Below are 14725 nucleotides of genomic sequence, written 5' to 3' on the forward strand. Positions count from 1 at the left end.
CTTCTGGGTACGCCTGCAACCGAATCCCCGCTCAGGCGAGGACGGCCGCCTGTTCGTTCTGCTGCCGCTGCTGTTCGAGCAGGCGGTGCCTGTCGGCGCGGCGCTGCTCCTGGCGGTCCGGGTCCGGGACCGGGGACGCGAGCAGCAGCCGCTGGGTGTAGGGGTGCTCCGGGGCCCGGGTGACGACGTCGGCGGGGCCCTGCTCCACGATCCCGCCGCGGTACATCACGGCTACGCGGTGGCTGATGTGCCGGACCACGTCCAGGTCGTGCGACACGAAAAGGTAGGAGACGCCGGTATCACGCTGGATTTGCAGGAACAGGTCCAGCACCACCGCCTGGGTGGACAGGTCCAGGGCACTGACCGGTTCATCGCAGACGATCAGCTTGGGTGAGAGGGCGAGTGCGCGGGCGATGGCCACGCGCTGGCGCTGGCCGCCGCTGAACTCGCGGGGCAGGCGGCTGATGGCGTCGGCGGGGAGCCCCACCTGGTCCAGGAGTTCGCGGACCCGCTTCTTTGCCTCCGCCGGTGGCTTGCCCTGCACGCTGAGCGGTTCGGCCAGGATGTCGCCGATCTCCAGGGCGGGGTTCAGGGACGTGTAGGGGTCCTGGAAGACCACCTGCAGGTCCCGGCTGAGCTTCCGCCGCTCCTTGCGGGTGGCCTGGCTGATGTCGTTGCCCTCGAAGATGACCTTCCCGCCGGTGACGGGCGCCAGGCCGAGGACTGCGCGGCCCAGCGTGGTCTTGCCCGAGCCGGACTCCCCCACCAGGCCAAGGGTTTCACCCTGGCCGATGCTGATGTTGATGTCCGACAGGGCACGGAACGACTTGGCGCGGAACCCCTTCCCGGGGTACTCCACAGCGAGGTCTTCCACCCGCAGCAAATCCTTGAATTCGGCATCGGTGCTGGTCATTTGACGTCCTCCTTGGCGGATGCGGAGACGAGCATGGTCATGGGTTCCTTGCCTTCGAGCATGGAAGAGAGCAGCATCTGCGTGTACGGGTCTTTCGGTTCGCGCAGGATGGTCCGGACGGGACCTTCCTCCACGAGGCGGCCGTTCTGCATGACCACCACGCGGTCGCAGAGGTCCGAGACGACGCCGAAGTTGTGCGTCACCAGGATGACCCCCCACGTTGAGGCGGCGCTGCAGGTCCCGGATGAGGTCCAGGACGTCCGCCTGGACGGTGACGTCGAGGGCGGTGGTGGGTTCGTCGGCGATGATCAGGTCCGGTTCGCAGCTGATGGCCCCGGCGATCAGGACGCGCTGGGCCATGCCGCCGGAGACTTCGTGCGGGTAGGCCTGGAAGGTGCGCTCCGGGTTGGCGATACCGACGTCGGAGAGCAGCTTCATGGCGCGCTTGGTGGCCTCGGCTTTGGAAATGCCGAGCACGCGCACCATGGGCGTTACCAGCTGGTAGCCGATGGTGAAGGCGGGATCCAGGTTGGACATGGGCTCCTGCGGAATGTAGGAAATCCGCTTGCCGCGCAGTTTGGTGAGCCGCTCCTGGCTGACTTTTTCGTCCCCAGGGGCAACCGTGTAGTTACCGTCGAACTGGATGGAGCCGCCCACGATCCGGGCGGTGCCGGGCAGCAGCCCCAGGATGGAAAAGGCGGTCTGGGACTTGCCGGAGCCGGATTCGCCCACGATGCCGAGGATTTCGCCGCGGTCCACATGGAAGGAGACGTCGTCCACCACCTTCTTGATGGAACCGTCCGCCTGCGGGTAGCCCACGCCGAGGTTGGTGACCTTGACCAGGTGGTGTTCGGTGCCGCTTTCGACGGCGGCCACGGCGCCGCGTGCCTGGCGCACCTTGGCGGGTGCCGGCGTCGTGCGTTCCATGGCAGAAGCCGATTCTGCGGCCTTGCGCTTCCGCTGCTTGACCTTCTCGCCGTCCTCCAGTGCGTCGCGCACCGCGTTGCCCAGCAGGACCAGGGCGCCGACGGCGAGGCCGATGGCCACCGCCGGCCAGAGCAGGAGCGTGGGGGTCAGGTAGACGTTCTTGAAGCCCTCGCTGAGCATGACACCCCAGGTGGCAACGGTGGGGTCGCCGAGGCCCAGGAATTCGAGGCCGGACTGGACGCTGATGGCCACGCCGCAGACCATGGCGGTCTGGATGATGATGGGGGCGCGGACCACGGAGAAGATGTGGCGGCTGATGATGCTGCGGTCGCTGAGGCCGGCAACGCGGGCGGCGTCGACGTACAGTTCGTTGCGCACCGATTGGACGGAGGTCCGGGTGAGCCGGAAGTAGCCGGGGCTGAGGAGGATGCCAAAGGCGATCATCGAGATCCAGACGGAGGGACCGAAGGCGGCCCGCACGGTCAGCAGGACGATGATTCCGGGCAGGCTCATCAGGATGTTGACGAACCAGCCGGCGATGCCGTCGAATTTTCCGCCGTAGTAGCCGGCCACCAGGCCGGCGGGGAGGCCGATGCCGATGGCGACGGCGGCGCAGAGCAGTGCCGAGAGCAGCGTGGTGCGGGCACCGAAGACGAGGCGGCTCCAGACGTCGCGGCCCACGCTGTCAGTGCCCAGCAGGTGGTTGGCGTCCGGGGCGGCGAGGGTGGAGGCGATATCCGCGAAGTTTTCGTCGAACGGCGCCAGGACATCCGCCAGGACGGCCATGGTGACGAGGACCGCCAGGATGGCCAGCGCAATCATGCCCATGGGGTTGCGGAGGACTTTGTGGATGACGTGGGACCGGACAACAACGCCGGTCTGGCCGCTGAGCTCGACAGCCTGGCTCATGAGACACGCACCTTGGGGTTCAGCCAGCCGTTGATGAGGTCCACCAGCAGGTTGACGATAATGACGATGACGACGGTATAGAGGACGACGCCCATGACCAGGGGGATATCGCCCATGGTGGTGGACTGCACGGCGAGGTTGCCGATGCCGGGCAGGGCGAAGATCTGCTCGATGATCACCACGCCGCCCAGCATGCCGATGAACTGCAGGCTGAGGACTGTCAGCCCGGTGGGGGCGGCGCTGCGGAGGACGTGCTTGAAGAGGATTTCGCGTTCCGGGATGCCCCGGCTGCGCAGCGTGCGCACATAGTCCCGCTCGAGCTGCTTGATGACGGCGCTGCGGACCTGCTGGGCGCCGCCGGTGACGCCGTTGATGACCAGCGCGATGGCCGGAAGCGTCAGGGAAGCGGCCCATGTGGAAGCTCCGGCGTCCGGGGCGATGCTGGAGGTTGCCGGGAAGAGCTTGAGCTGGATGGCGAACAGCGTGACCAGGATGATGGCCAGGACGAACCCGGGAATGGCGTCGCCGACGATGGCACCCGTCTGGACCACCTTGTCGATCCAGCCGCGCTTGACGGCTGCGGCCATGCCGAGAACTGTGGCGAGGACGGCGATGAGCAGGATGGCGGCGACCACCAGGGTGAGGGTGATGGGGAGCCGGGTGGCGATGGCGGTGGCCACGGGTTCGCCGGTGAACCATGAGCGGCCGAAGTCGCCGGTGATGGAGTGTCCGGCCCAGTCCAGGAACCGTGCGGGCAGCGGCTGGTCCAGGCCCAGCTCCGTTTCCTTCTGAGCCACCTGCTCCTGGCTTGCATACTCCCCCAGGATGTTGCGGGCAATGTTGCTGCTGGAGAAATACAGCAGGAAGTAGGTCAGGAAGGAAATCGTACACAGGACGACAAGTCCCGCAGCAATCTTCCGGATGATGAACTTAACCATAATGCGCTCCGTTGGGCGTTGGCCGTTGTGGTGATTAAGTCTCTGGTGGTGTGGGGCCGGCGGACCGGCCCCACACCGGGTTTGCTACTTCGCCGGAGCGTAGTTGTAGATGGACGGGACAGCCTGCTGCAGCTGCGGTTCCACGGTGATCTTCTTGCTGGTGTAGTACATCTGGTTCAGCCGGAACAGCGGTGCGAACCAGGCGTTCTCGGTGACGTAGGTGTTCACCTTCTTGGCCAGTTCGGAGCTGTTTTCACCGCCAACATGGACCTCTTCCACCAACGCGGCGATCTCCGGGTTGGTGGACTTGAACGGGTTGTACAGGGCCGAGGTGGAGATCATCTGGTTGATGGCGACCCACGGCTCGCCCTGGTAGAGCTGGAAGGTGGCAGCGGCGAACTTGCCGGCAGCCATGTCGCCCACGTAGTTGGCCTGCGGGACCGACTCGAGCTGGACCTTGATGCCGATATCGGACAGTTGCTGGGAGTAAACGGCGTTCAGGGCCTCAAAGCCAGCCATCGTGGGGATCTTCAGCGTGAAGCCGTCGGGGTAGCCTGCTTCCGCCAGAAGCTGCTTGGCCTTGGCGGGATCGTAGGAGTACCTGTTGTCCAGGTCCGCCACGAACGCACCGCTGTCCGGGCCGAAGACCTGGCTGGTGGGGGTGCCCTGGCCGAGGAACTGCTGGTCCAGGATGGTCTTGCGGTCAAAGGCGTAGTTGATGGCCTGGCGGACCTTCACGTTGGCCATTTCCGGGTTGATCTTGCCGTCACGGTCGTAGAGCAGGATGCCGTGCCAGTCCACTTCACTCTTGGTGAGAACCAGGCCTGCGCCCTCGGCCTGCTTGCCCGTCTTCGGGTCCAGGAGGGCGCCGTCGATCTGGCCGGAGACCAGGGCGTTGGTGCGGGCGGTGATGTCCGGCAGTGACTTGATGGTGACCTTTTCGAACTTCTGCAGGTCCTTGTTCCAGTAGTCCGGGTTCTTGGTGTAGACGTACTGCGAGCCCTTGACGCTGCTTGCCGTGTCCAGCTTGTAGGGGCCGCTGCCCACGGGATCGGTCTTGATGCCCGGGGTGCCGATGGCCTTGGGGCTGGCGACAAAGCCGGCGGCCTGGGTGAGGTAGTACTCGAAGGCCGGGTCCGGGGTGCTGAGCGTGATGGCAACCGTGCTGGGGTCAACCACGGCAACCGACGCCATGGAGGCCACCTGGTAGACGTCGCGGCCTTTGGCCTGCTGGAAGTGGTCAAGGTTGGCCTTGACGGCGGCGGCGTCCACGGGGGTGCCGTCCGTGAATTTTGCATCGGTGCGAAGCTTCAGCGTCAGGACGGTGTTATCCGCGTTCCAGGACTTCTCCGCCGCCAGCATGGGGCTGATGGTGCCGTCCGCTTCGCGGATCAGCAGAGTGTCGTATACGGCCTGGTAGTACGGCATGGTGTGGCCGATGTGGGCGTCTACCGGGTCGAATGACGGCAGGTCTCCGAGTTCGGCGATGGTCAGCGACGTGGTGGCTGCGCCGCCGTTCCCGGAGCCGGTGGCGGAACCGCCGCCACCGCAACCGGTCAGCGCGAGTGCTGCGCTGAGGAAAATAGCGGCGCCTGCCGCCTTGGGACCGAACTTCATCGTTGGCTCCTTGGATGAGTGGAGTGGTGCTCTTGGTGAAAGCGTGTGGCCTGCGCCACATCGTTTGTGGAACCCACAGTCGTATCGTTGCCATTACTGGCAACCGGTTGTAAGAAAAGTTGCACTTTTGTTTTGCAGCCGTTTGTCAGGAAACGGTTTCAGCCGCGTCCGGGTAGCTCTGGCGGTAGATGTCCTTGATGATCCGCAGCGATTTCTCAGCTTCGGCAGGGCTGATCCAGAACGGTTCCGCGTCACCGAGGCGGGCGTAGAAATCGGCGATCAGCAGCTCGTGGGACACACCCCAGTAGTCACGCCCGCCGGAGGCGCTCCTGCGTTCGGGCACAACCTCCACGCGACCGTCGGCATACGTCACCGTCAGGTCGCCACGGAGGTTCAGGACGGCTTTTTCGGTGACGACATCCAGGGTCACCGGCGCGTTGTACGGGTTGGCCAGGGTGGCATAGAAGGCGCTGCGGGCACCGTTGGCATGCTCGGCCACGAATTCCGCAGTGTCCTCCACCTCGATGTCGCCGCCCAGGAAGCGGGTGGACGCATTGCCGCTGACCGCAGTGATGTCCCCCGCCAGCCATTGGAGCAGGTCCAGGGTGTGGATGGCCTGGTTCATCAGGAGGCCACCGCCGCCGCCTTCCCAGGTTCCGCGCCAGGGCCGGTTGCGGTAATAATCCGCGTTCCGCTGCCACATGACTGTGGCGGACGCACCTACCACCGCCCCGAGGTCGCCGGTTGCCAGAAGCTGGTGCATCGCCTGGGACGTGGCGTTGTACCGGTTCTGGAAGCAGACGGCGATCTTTGCGCGGTTCGCTTCGGCCGCTGCCACCAGCCGCCGGCCCTCAGCCAGCGTGTGGGCCAGCGGCTTCTCCACAATGACGTTCACGCCCCGCTCCAGGCAGTCCGCTGCAATGGAGGCATGCTCACTGTGCGGCGTGCAGATGTGCACCACATCAGGCCGGACCTCCTCGATCAGCCTGAGGTGGTCACTGAAGCCCGGAACGCCAAAAACCTCCACGGCTGCGGTGAGCCGCTGGGTGTCGGGGTCGCAAACCCCGGCCAGCACGGCGTCGTCGAGCTTGGCAATGGCCTCGAAGTGGACGGAGGAAACGTCGCCGCACCCGATGACGGCCGCCCGGGCCGTCACGAGAACGAAACCCCGTGCTTGCCGGCGAGAACGGCGAAGGCGCGGGCAGCGATGCCGAACGCCACCGGGCCGGAGAAGCCGCCCAGTTCGTGGGCGCTGGCGAGGTGCGGCTCAAGGGAAGCGAAACCGCTGAAGCCGTCCGCTTTCAGGGCGGCCACCGTGGCGTCCAGTTCGCCGTCGCCGTGGCCCGAAGGGACTACTTCGCCGGTGCTGAACAGCGCGTCCTTGACCTGAAAGTATTCGAGGTAGGGCCGGAGCATGGCGTAGCCCGCGGTGAACGGCTTAACGCCCACCTGGACAAAGTTGGCGTTGTCCCACGCGACGCGGAGCGCCGGGGAGGCAACCGTTTCCATGATGTCCAGGACGCGCTCCGGGGTGTCGCCGTAGATGTCCTTTTCGTTTTCGTGCAGGAGCACGACGCTGGCCGCCTCGGCTTCCGCTGCCAGTGCGGCCATGCGGACCAGGACGTCGTCGCGGATGTCCTCGGCGCTTTGGGCCTCAGCGCGGTAGAAGGAGAAGATCCGCACATAGCCGGTGTCGAGGCCCTTGGCAACGGAAATGATCTGGCGCAGGCGTTCCACCTCATGCTCCACGGGCAGGCTGACGTCCACCTTGCCGATGGGGCTGGCGACGGCCGAAACCTTCAGTCCACGCCCGTCCAGGATGCCCTTGAGTTCGCGCACCTGCTCCGCCGTGAGTTCGGAGACGTTCGTCCCCCACGCGCTCCGGACCTCGATGTGGCTGGCGCCCAGGGCCAGCAGCACGGCGGCCTGCACGTGCGGATCGGGATCGATTTCGTCGCCGAATCCGGACAGGGGCCAGGTTGCAGTCTCGCTCACGGTTTCTCCTTGGTGCGGGCATGCCGGTGCGTCATTGGCCGGCGGCATGCCGTGGCTGGTGTCACATCTCCCCTGCAACATTAGCCGCGTTGCAATTCACTGACAACCGGTTGCCACAGTGTGCGATCCGTGACATCCTAGGGCTTTCAGCGCAGTGCCTCCGGTCACAACCGCGCTCACGCCAGTCCGTTCAGAGAGGAACGCCATGGCACTGCCGCCAGCTTCCGTGGGCCGCCCCGCGACCATCCACGACATCGCTGCCGTGTGCGGCGTAGCCCCGTCCACGGTGTCCCGGGCATTGTCCACGCCGGAACGGGTGAATATCCGCACCCGCGAGCGGATCCAGGCCGCCGCCGTCGAACTCAACTACACACCGAACTCGCAGGCCAAGGCCCTCAGCTCGGGAAAGACCGGCGCCGTGGGCGTCCTGGTCCCGGACATCACCAATCCCTTCTACTTCGACCTCATCCGCGGAACCCAGCTCCAGCTCAAAGCTGCCGGATACACGCAGCTCCTGGTTGACACCGAAGAATCTGACGAGGTGGAGGCCAGTGCCATCCAGCAGCTCCGCAAGAGTGCGGACGGCCTGATTGTGGGTGCTTCCCGCTTGACGGACGAGGCCCTGCTGGCAGCGTCCGAGGCCATGCCGCTGGTGGCCATTAACCGGGATGTACCGGGAGTTCCCGCGGTCATCATCGACACCCCCGCAGCCACCGGCCAGGCCCTGGACCACCTGATCTCGCTGGGCCACACCAGGGTGGCGTACATCTCCGGCCCTGTCTCATCCCAGTCGAACGCCCGCCGATGGGATGCCCTGGCAGAGGCCGGCAAGGAGCGCGGCATCGAAGTGGTCAAGCTGGGTCCGTTCGCCCCAAAGACCCAGTCCGGCGCCGCAGCAGCGGATACCGCGGTCCACAGCGGTGCCACAGCCTGCATTGTATTCAATGACCTGATCGCCATCGGAATGCTGCAGCGGCTGCGCGAACGGGGCGTCCGGGTCCCCGAGGACATGAGCATCGTGGGCTGCGATGACATCTTCGGCGCCGATTTCTGCAACCCTCCCCTGACCACCATGTCCTCCCCCATCGAGCAGGCCGGCAGGGTGGCGGTGACCATGCTGCTGGCACAGCTGGATCCCCTCCGCGGCGGCGGCACGCGCACCCGCTCGGTGATGCCCACACACCTGACGGTGCGTGCCTCCACCACGGCAGCACCATCATCGATTGCCCCTGCCGGCTCCCGGCCGTCGTAAGCCCAGGCCGGGCCTCTCTCCGGCGGGGGGACCGCCACGGGCTCCCCTGTCAGCCGCGTAAATGTTCTACAGGTGCACGGCCGGCGCGTCGGAAGTGCTTGCGCCGCTGAAGGTTTTCCTGCTGATGGTGATCAGCAGAAGGGCAACAGGCGTTATCAGGATGGCGACGCCGGCGGCCCACGAGAAGACCGTTGCGTATCCGCTGGAGAGTGCCTCCATCGGGGAGCCGCCTGCGGCCGCGGCGCCGGCGGCCGCGACCGTACTGAACAAGGCGATGCCGAGTGAGCCGCCAACCTGCTGCGAGGCGTTGACCAGCGCACTGGCCACCCCGGCGTCGTCCTTGTCCACCCCGAAGAGCGCCAGGTTCTGCATGGGGACGAACACCATTCCCAACCCGATGCCCAGGAGGATCAGCGCAGGCAGCATGTTCACCAAATAGGAGCCGTCCGCCCTGACCTGGGTGAGCCACAGCATCGCCGCGGCCATGAAGAGCGGACCCACCGCGGTCGGAATCCTGGCGCCCAGCGCCGGCAAGTTCTTGGCAACAATGCCCGCTGTGGCGATCAGCACCACCGTCATGGGCAGCGAGGCCACTCCGGCGATGAAGGGCGCGAAACCCAGCACGATCTGGATGTAGAAGTTAATGAAGAGGATGCCGCCGATCAGGACCGCGCCGGCCAGGAAGGATGCGAGGAAGGCGGCCGCACGGTTGCGTTCAGTGGCAACGCGAAGTGGAAGCAAGGGGTGCTTGACGCGCTGTTCGACGACGACGAAGAGCACCATCAGCACGGCACCGGCGAGGATGAAGCCCCAGGCTTCCGGCGAGGCCCAGCCATGTTCGGCGTTCGTGAAGCCGAAGACGAGGGCTCCGAGCCCCAGTGCCGCCAGAACCACTCCGGGCCAGTCGTACTTCGCGGATCCTTCAGCCTTGCTTTCCCGCACGCTCTTCCACACGCCCGCCAGGGCGATCGCGGCGATGGGCACGTTGACGAAGAAGCACCACCGCCAGGAAACGTAGTCCGTGAGGAAGCCACCCAGCAGGACGCCGGCCGCGGCCCCCACCCCGCTGATGGAGCCGAAGACAGCGAAGGCCGTCCCCCGCTCTTTGCCTCCCGGGAAGGAGACGGTGAGCAGCGCCAATGCGGCGGGCGCCAGCAGGGCCGCGAACAGTCCCTGGAGGGCGCGTGCTCCGATGAGCTCCCACGGCGCTTGGGCGAGCCCGCCGGCGAGCGAGGCGACGGCGAATCCGATGGAGGCGGTCATGAAGGCGCGTTTCCGGCCCCAGAAGTCAGCGATGCGCCCGCCAAGGAGCAGGAATGCGCCGAGTGCCAGGGCATATGCGGTGACCACCCATGCGCGGGTGGAGTCGCTGATGCCCATCTGGGCCTGCAAGCGGGGAAGGGCCAGGTTCACGATGGTGCCGTCCAGGACCACCATGAATTGTGCCAGGGCCAGGAAGACCAGCGCCCACCACTTTCCGCGGGCGGGGGTGGTCCGATTGAGTGCTGCGGGCGGCGCGGTTTGTGTGGCCACAAGGTTCTCCAACTCTAGGTACTAATACTTACATAAGTATAAGTAGTAGTTGTTCTGAGTTCAAAGCAGCTTCCGGTAAACCCTTAGTCCCGGCCCGGCTCCGCCAGGACCGCAGCCAGGCGTTCCAGCGCTGGCAGCGCGGCGGCCAGGCGGTCACGGTCCCCTTCTTCCAACCGGTCGCCGGCCGTAGCCAGCGCGGCCGCCCACGCTTCTTCAAGAAGGGTCTTGATGCGCACCGACTCGGACGTCGGATGCAGGGCGACGTACCTCTTATCCGAGGCGTCGCGCTCGCGGGTCACCAGGCCCAGCGCCACAAGTTCCCGCAGCTGCGAACTGACGTTGCTCAGCTGACGTCCCAGGCGGGCCGCCACTTCCGCCACCGTGATGCCTGGGTGCCGCTCGATAACGCGGATGACGTCGAGCACTCCACTGGAGAGCGGAAGGACTCCCGTCCCCTCATGGGTCTTCCGCCGTACCTCGAACGAGATATCCAGGATGGCGACGGCGAGGGGCCGGGAGTCGAGGGGCTTCCCATCACGGTGAGGGGGCGTGGAACGGTCCATGCCCCCAGCATATGAGAGGCCCGCACGGTTGCTTTCCACTCCTACTCCGCAGGACTGCCGCCCTTGGTGAAGGGCAACACGAGCCGGGACCGGTGGTGCGCGTCCCGGTAGATCGTGCGTCACCGGCCGCCCCACGACGCAGGCTGAGCACCCCCGTTCAAAAGAGCTGCAGCGCCTCGCGCAGCATGCGGTGACCCTGGTCTTCGAAGGCTGCGTCCCCCACCTGGAATGCCCAGACGGCCGTGCCGACTGCCTCCCGGAGCAGGTCGATGCGCCAGGACGGCGCCGAACGCGGGTCCCGGCCGTAGCCGTCCAGGAACGCCTGCTCAAGCTCCGGCCGTCCCCGCCATTGCTGCACTGCCATCCGGCACAGGTCCGTGGCGGCCGGGCGGAAATCAAACCGGCCGAAGTCGATGACCCGGACTTCGCCGGAGTGGATGAGCCAGTTCCTCGGCTGCCAGTCGCCGTGGGTGGGAACCACCGTGGCCGGCTGTGGCCGGTACTCCGCCAGGCGCCGCCTGGCTTCCCGCTCGACGGCGGGATCAATCCGGTGGGCACGGTCCAGCCACGCCAGTGACGTCGCCGTGGCCCGGAGTTCATAACGGTCATCGATGCGGAACTCCTGGCGGTGGAACAGCTTCAGCAACTCACCGGCCTGGGCATATATGGGCGGGGCCAGTTCGGCTTCCACGCCCTGAACCAGGTGGCCCTCAAGGTACTCCATGACCAGCAGGTTGGCGCCGGGATCGGCGTGGAGCAGGCGGCCTGCCCGTCCGCACTCCACCAGCGGGCGGGTATGGGCCCGATGGGCTGCGATCTCGCGGCCGAGGTGGTGGTTATCCGGTCCCCCGGCCTTGATGATGAACTGCCCGGCGGGCGCCTGAACGTGGAGAACCTTCGTGTCCGCGAGCCCCCAGGACAGATCGGCAACGAGCTTCGGTGAGCCCAGCCACGATGCGACCAGGGCCGACTGTTCGGTGCCCAGCAGTCCGCCGTCCCAGTGACCGTTACCATGTCCTGCCCGCAGCCCTTGCCCCATCCGAGGAGCCTAGCAATCAGTGCCTACGCCTCCGATCCGGCCCCGTACCTTCAGGCCGCCACTGATGTGGTCCTGCTTTCGCAGGGCTGAGGCCGCGAACAGCAAACAATGAAGCCATGGCTGACCCCGGGAGCAAAATCGTAACCACATGCCACCGCAACCCGCGCCGACGCTCCGGGACCGCGGGGCCCGGTGGCGTCAGGCCGGGTTGCCGGGCGGCCGGTAGGAAATCTCCGCGGCCACTTTGAGGGCTTCCATGGTTTCCTCGACCGTGAGCAGCACCGTGGTTTCGAAGGAGCTCAGCGCGCCTCCTCCGCTGATGGCCAGTGCTACCGCGGCCATGGAAACGTTATCCGGGGCCTCCCACAGGTTGTAGCCGTCATGGGCGCCGAAGCCGTACCAAAAACCATGGAGCTTGCCGCCCACGGATTCGATGTAGGCCTGGGCTGCTTTCCGGCGGTCTTCCGGATTCCGCGTCAACCGTGACCACGTCTCCGGGGTGTAACTGAATTTTGAGAGATAAAGGGGCATGGCCCGTTCCTATCGCCCGCTGCTGAACTGTGGCCGGTCGGTGGCTCCGGCTGGCCGGAGCCACCGACCGCAAGCACGGCTACAGCTTGTCGGTGCGGTCCTCGCCGCCCCTGTGGCCGCCGCCGCGGAGGTTCTCCTGGACTTTGCCGAAGAGGTCCTTGATGGTGGATTCCGCGTTGCTGATGACATCCACCGGCACATACACGTCATGCGTGGCCGGGAGGTCGTACTCGTCCTTCAGGTGCGTGCCGTTTCCGACTCCCTGCAGTGACAGGTAAACCATCGCTTCCGTCCGCGCGATCCCGGCAAGTTTTCCAAACACCACGGTGAACTCATTGGGCTGGAAGGTGATGGTCTGGCCGATGTGGCTGCGGCCAAGTTCACCAGCCGGAACAACCTTTTCTGACTGGCTTCCGGTGTAGTCCATGAACTTCTCCTTAGATCGCCTGCACTGATGAAATGCAGTCTATCGCCGGGCGGCGCGGACGTGGCCGGCACTTTTCTTCACACGAACGCAGCGGGACCGGGCCGGGACTTGGGAGCGCAGCCCGGCCCTGCAAGACTGGTCAAAGCAGCCGCAAGCCACCGGATCCGCCAGGAGAATGCCATGCCCCAGCAGGACCACGCCGCTTCACGCCGCAGCAGGCTCACGGACGAACTCGGCATTGACGTACCGGTGGTGCTCGGCCCCTTCGGCGGCGTGTCTTCCGTGGCGCTTACCGCGGCGGTGTCCGCCGGCGGCGGGCTGGGTTCGTACGGCCTGTACGGGTACGACGGCGCCGCGATCCTCAAGACGGCGGCGCAGCTTCGCGCCGCCACGGCCAAGCCGTTCGCCCTTAATCTGTGGGTGCCCACCGGCAGCGAAACGACGGAGCTGCCCCGGACAGAGTTCGACAGCTATGTCCGGGCGCTCCAGCCCTATTTCGAGGAGCTTGGCCTCGAATTACCGGAGATGCCGGCGCGCTTCATGGCCGACTACGGCGAGCAGGTGGAGGCGACGCTGGAAGCCGCCCCCGCCGTCGTCAGCTTCGTGTTTGGCGTCCCCGCGCCGGAAATAGTGGATGAAGCGCACCGGCGCGGCATCAAAGTGGCCGGCACCGCCACTACCGTGGAGGAGGCCCTGGCACTTGAGGCGGGCGGCGTGGATGCCGTGGTGGCCAGCGGCATGGAGTCCGGCGGCCACCGCGTGTCCTTCCTGCGCCCAGCCGAGGAATCCCTGGTGGGCACGTTCTCCCTGGTCCCGCAGGTGGCCGATGCCGTCAGCATCCCTGTCATCGCCGCGGGCGGCATCGCCGACCGCCGCGGGTTCGCCGCGGCCCTGGCGCTGGGTGCCGACGGTGTCCAGGTTGGCACGGCCTTCCTGGCCACCAGTGAATCGGCCGCCGCGCCGCCCTACCGGGAGCTGCTGCACAGCCCGGCCGCAGGAAACACTGTCCTGACCCGCGCGCTGAGCGGCCGGCTGGCACGCGGAATCCCCAACCGGGTTACCTCGGAACTGGCGCCACCGGCCATCGCTCCGTTCCCCGTCCAGAACTGGCTGACCGGCAGGTTCCGTCCGACAGCCGCCGCTGCCGGAAACACGGACCTCATGTCCCTGTGGGCGGGGCAGTCTGCGCGGCTCGTCCGGCACCAGGGCGCTGCGGATGTCCTGGCGGAGCTGCTGGCCGGGGCCTGACACGCTTGCCCCTCACAGCTGTCCGCTGCGGGTGTCCACATACCGTCAGGCCGGCACCATAACGTCCCCGGTTCCCCGGTAGAATCGCACGGGCAGGAACAGCCGCTGTTTCCTGCCGTTGTCCGCACCACCGCACGGGGAGGGGAGAGTCAGTGCCGGCACACCGCACACCCTTCCACCTCCTCCGCGCCTCGGCCCTTGCAACCGGCATCCTGACCCTCGCCGCCGGCGCCCACGTGGCCGGCGGCGGTCAGCTTCCCGCTCCGGGGATCCTCCTCGCCATCCTGGCGCTTACGGGTCTCGCCAGCACCGCCGCCACCAGGCTCAAGCTCTCCTTCCCGGCCATGGCCGGTCTGATGGGCGGCGGGCAACTGGCGCTGCACGAACTGTTCGCCACGTTCAGCGTGCCCTCACAGCCTTCCGTTCCCGTGGCAGCCTATGCAGGCCACCAGCACGGCGTGCCGGCGCTCCCGCCGGAGCTGCTGGCCATGGCCGGGCATGTGGGCGGCCCCGCAGACCCGTCGTCGGGTTCCCTCATGCTGGCCGCGCACGCGCTGGCAACCCTCGGATGTGCCCTTCTGCTGGCCAAGGGCGAAGCAGCGCTCTGGGCCCTGGCCGGCTGGCTGAGGCCCCTCGCCGGCCTTCCCGTACCCCTGGCGTTCAACGACGCCGGGCCAGTTCCCGCAGCACTTCCCCCAACCGCCGCTCCGCTCCGCCCCTGGCGGAACCTGCGGCAGGACAGCCGACGCGGCCCGCCTTCCGCCGTCGCGCTTTCCTCCTGACCCGCACCGGCACCGCACACCGGCCCGGGCATTCCCAGAAACTTTTGCACG

General features: G+C 66.7%; 13 protein-coding genes. 3 read left to right on the forward strand and 10 right to left on the reverse strand.

What is annotated here, in order from left to right:
- Nucleotides 1-31: 31 nt before the first annotated feature.
- From OVA06_RS14745 to OVA06_RS14765, 5 genes are all read right to left on the reverse strand, one after another.
- Nucleotides 32-2749: an ABC transporter ATP-binding protein/permease gene (locus OVA06_RS14745; RefSeq protein WP_268159298.1), complete on the reverse strand. Its 2718-nt coding sequence runs from the start codon at nucleotides 2747-2749 to the stop codon at nucleotides 32-34.
- Nucleotides 2746-3687, reverse strand: a complete 942-nt coding sequence (locus OVA06_RS14750) for an ABC transporter permease (RefSeq protein WP_268159300.1) — start codon at nucleotides 3685-3687, stop codon at nucleotides 2746-2748. Before OVA06_RS14750 ends, OVA06_RS14745 begins: the two co-directional genes overlap by 4 nt.
- Before the next feature lie 84 nt (nucleotides 3688-3771).
- Complete coding sequence (locus OVA06_RS14755) at nucleotides 3772-5304, reverse strand: ABC transporter substrate-binding protein (protein ID WP_091718162.1); 1533 nt, start codon at nucleotides 5302-5304, stop codon at nucleotides 3772-3774.
- A gap of 145 nt (nucleotides 5305-5449) precedes the next feature.
- Nucleotides 5450-6460, reverse strand: a complete 1011-nt coding sequence (locus tag OVA06_RS14760) for a Gfo/Idh/MocA family protein (protein WP_268159304.1) — start codon at nucleotides 6458-6460, stop codon at nucleotides 5450-5452.
- Nucleotides 6457-7299 carry a sugar phosphate isomerase/epimerase family protein gene (locus OVA06_RS14765; protein ID WP_268159306.1) on the reverse strand — a complete coding sequence of 281 codons (843 nt, stop codon included), beginning with the start codon at nucleotides 7297-7299 and terminating at the stop codon, nucleotides 6457-6459. Before OVA06_RS14765 ends, OVA06_RS14760 begins: the two co-directional genes overlap by 4 nt.
- 205 nt (nucleotides 7300-7504) lie before the next feature.
- Here OVA06_RS14765 and OVA06_RS14770 point away from each other — a divergent pair, with 205 nt between their 5' ends.
- The gene (locus OVA06_RS14770; RefSeq protein WP_268159308.1) at nucleotides 7505-8551 is read left to right on the forward strand and encodes a LacI family DNA-binding transcriptional regulator; all 1047 of its coding nucleotides are present in this window, start codon (nucleotides 7505-7507) and stop codon (nucleotides 8549-8551) included.
- Nucleotides 8552-8617: 66 nt separating this feature from the next.
- Here OVA06_RS14770 and OVA06_RS14775 read toward each other — a convergent pair whose 3' ends face one another.
- The 5 genes from OVA06_RS14775 to OVA06_RS14795 all read right to left on the reverse strand — a co-directional run bounded on the left by OVA06_RS14775 (nucleotide 8618) and on the right by OVA06_RS14795 (nucleotide 12644).
- Nucleotides 8618-10084, reverse strand: coding sequence for an MFS transporter (locus OVA06_RS14775; protein WP_268159309.1), 1467 nt, complete (start codon nucleotides 10082-10084; stop codon nucleotides 8618-8620).
- Between the two features lie 83 nt (nucleotides 10085-10167).
- A complete protein-coding gene (locus OVA06_RS14780) occupies nucleotides 10168-10647 on the reverse strand; it encodes a MarR family winged helix-turn-helix transcriptional regulator (RefSeq protein ID WP_268159310.1) in 480 nt (159 codons plus the stop codon).
- A 157-nt stretch (nucleotides 10648-10804) separates the two neighbouring features.
- Nucleotides 10805-11686 carry an aminoglycoside phosphotransferase family protein gene (locus tag OVA06_RS14785; protein ID WP_268159311.1) on the reverse strand — a complete coding sequence of 294 codons (882 nt, stop codon included), beginning with the start codon at nucleotides 11684-11686 and terminating at the stop codon, nucleotides 10805-10807.
- Nucleotides 11687-11884: 198 nt separating this feature from the next.
- Nucleotides 11885-12217, reverse strand: a complete 333-nt coding sequence (locus tag OVA06_RS14790) for a GYD domain-containing protein (RefSeq protein ID WP_056076709.1) — start codon at nucleotides 12215-12217, stop codon at nucleotides 11885-11887.
- Between the two features lie 79 nt (nucleotides 12218-12296).
- Nucleotides 12297-12644 carry a hypothetical protein gene (locus OVA06_RS14795; RefSeq protein WP_091718143.1) on the reverse strand — a complete coding sequence of 116 codons (348 nt, stop codon included), beginning with the start codon at nucleotides 12642-12644 and terminating at the stop codon, nucleotides 12297-12299.
- A 180-nt stretch (nucleotides 12645-12824) separates the two neighbouring features.
- Between OVA06_RS14795 and OVA06_RS14800 the strand changes: the two genes are divergently transcribed.
- Both OVA06_RS14800 and OVA06_RS14805 read left to right on the forward strand, forming a co-directional pair.
- Complete coding sequence (locus OVA06_RS14800; RefSeq protein ID WP_268159315.1) at nucleotides 12825-13892, forward strand: NAD(P)H-dependent flavin oxidoreductase; 1068 nt, start codon at nucleotides 12825-12827, stop codon at nucleotides 13890-13892.
- Between the two features lie 152 nt (nucleotides 13893-14044).
- Nucleotides 14045-14674: a hypothetical protein gene (locus tag OVA06_RS14805; RefSeq protein WP_268159317.1), complete on the forward strand. Its 630-nt coding sequence runs from the start codon at nucleotides 14045-14047 to the stop codon at nucleotides 14672-14674.
- The last annotated feature ends 51 nt before the right edge of the window (nucleotides 14675-14725 follow it).

It is taken from the genome of Pseudarthrobacter sp. SL88 (assembly GCF_026672455.1).
Classification (GTDB): Bacteria; Actinomycetota; Actinomycetes; order Actinomycetales; family Micrococcaceae; genus Arthrobacter.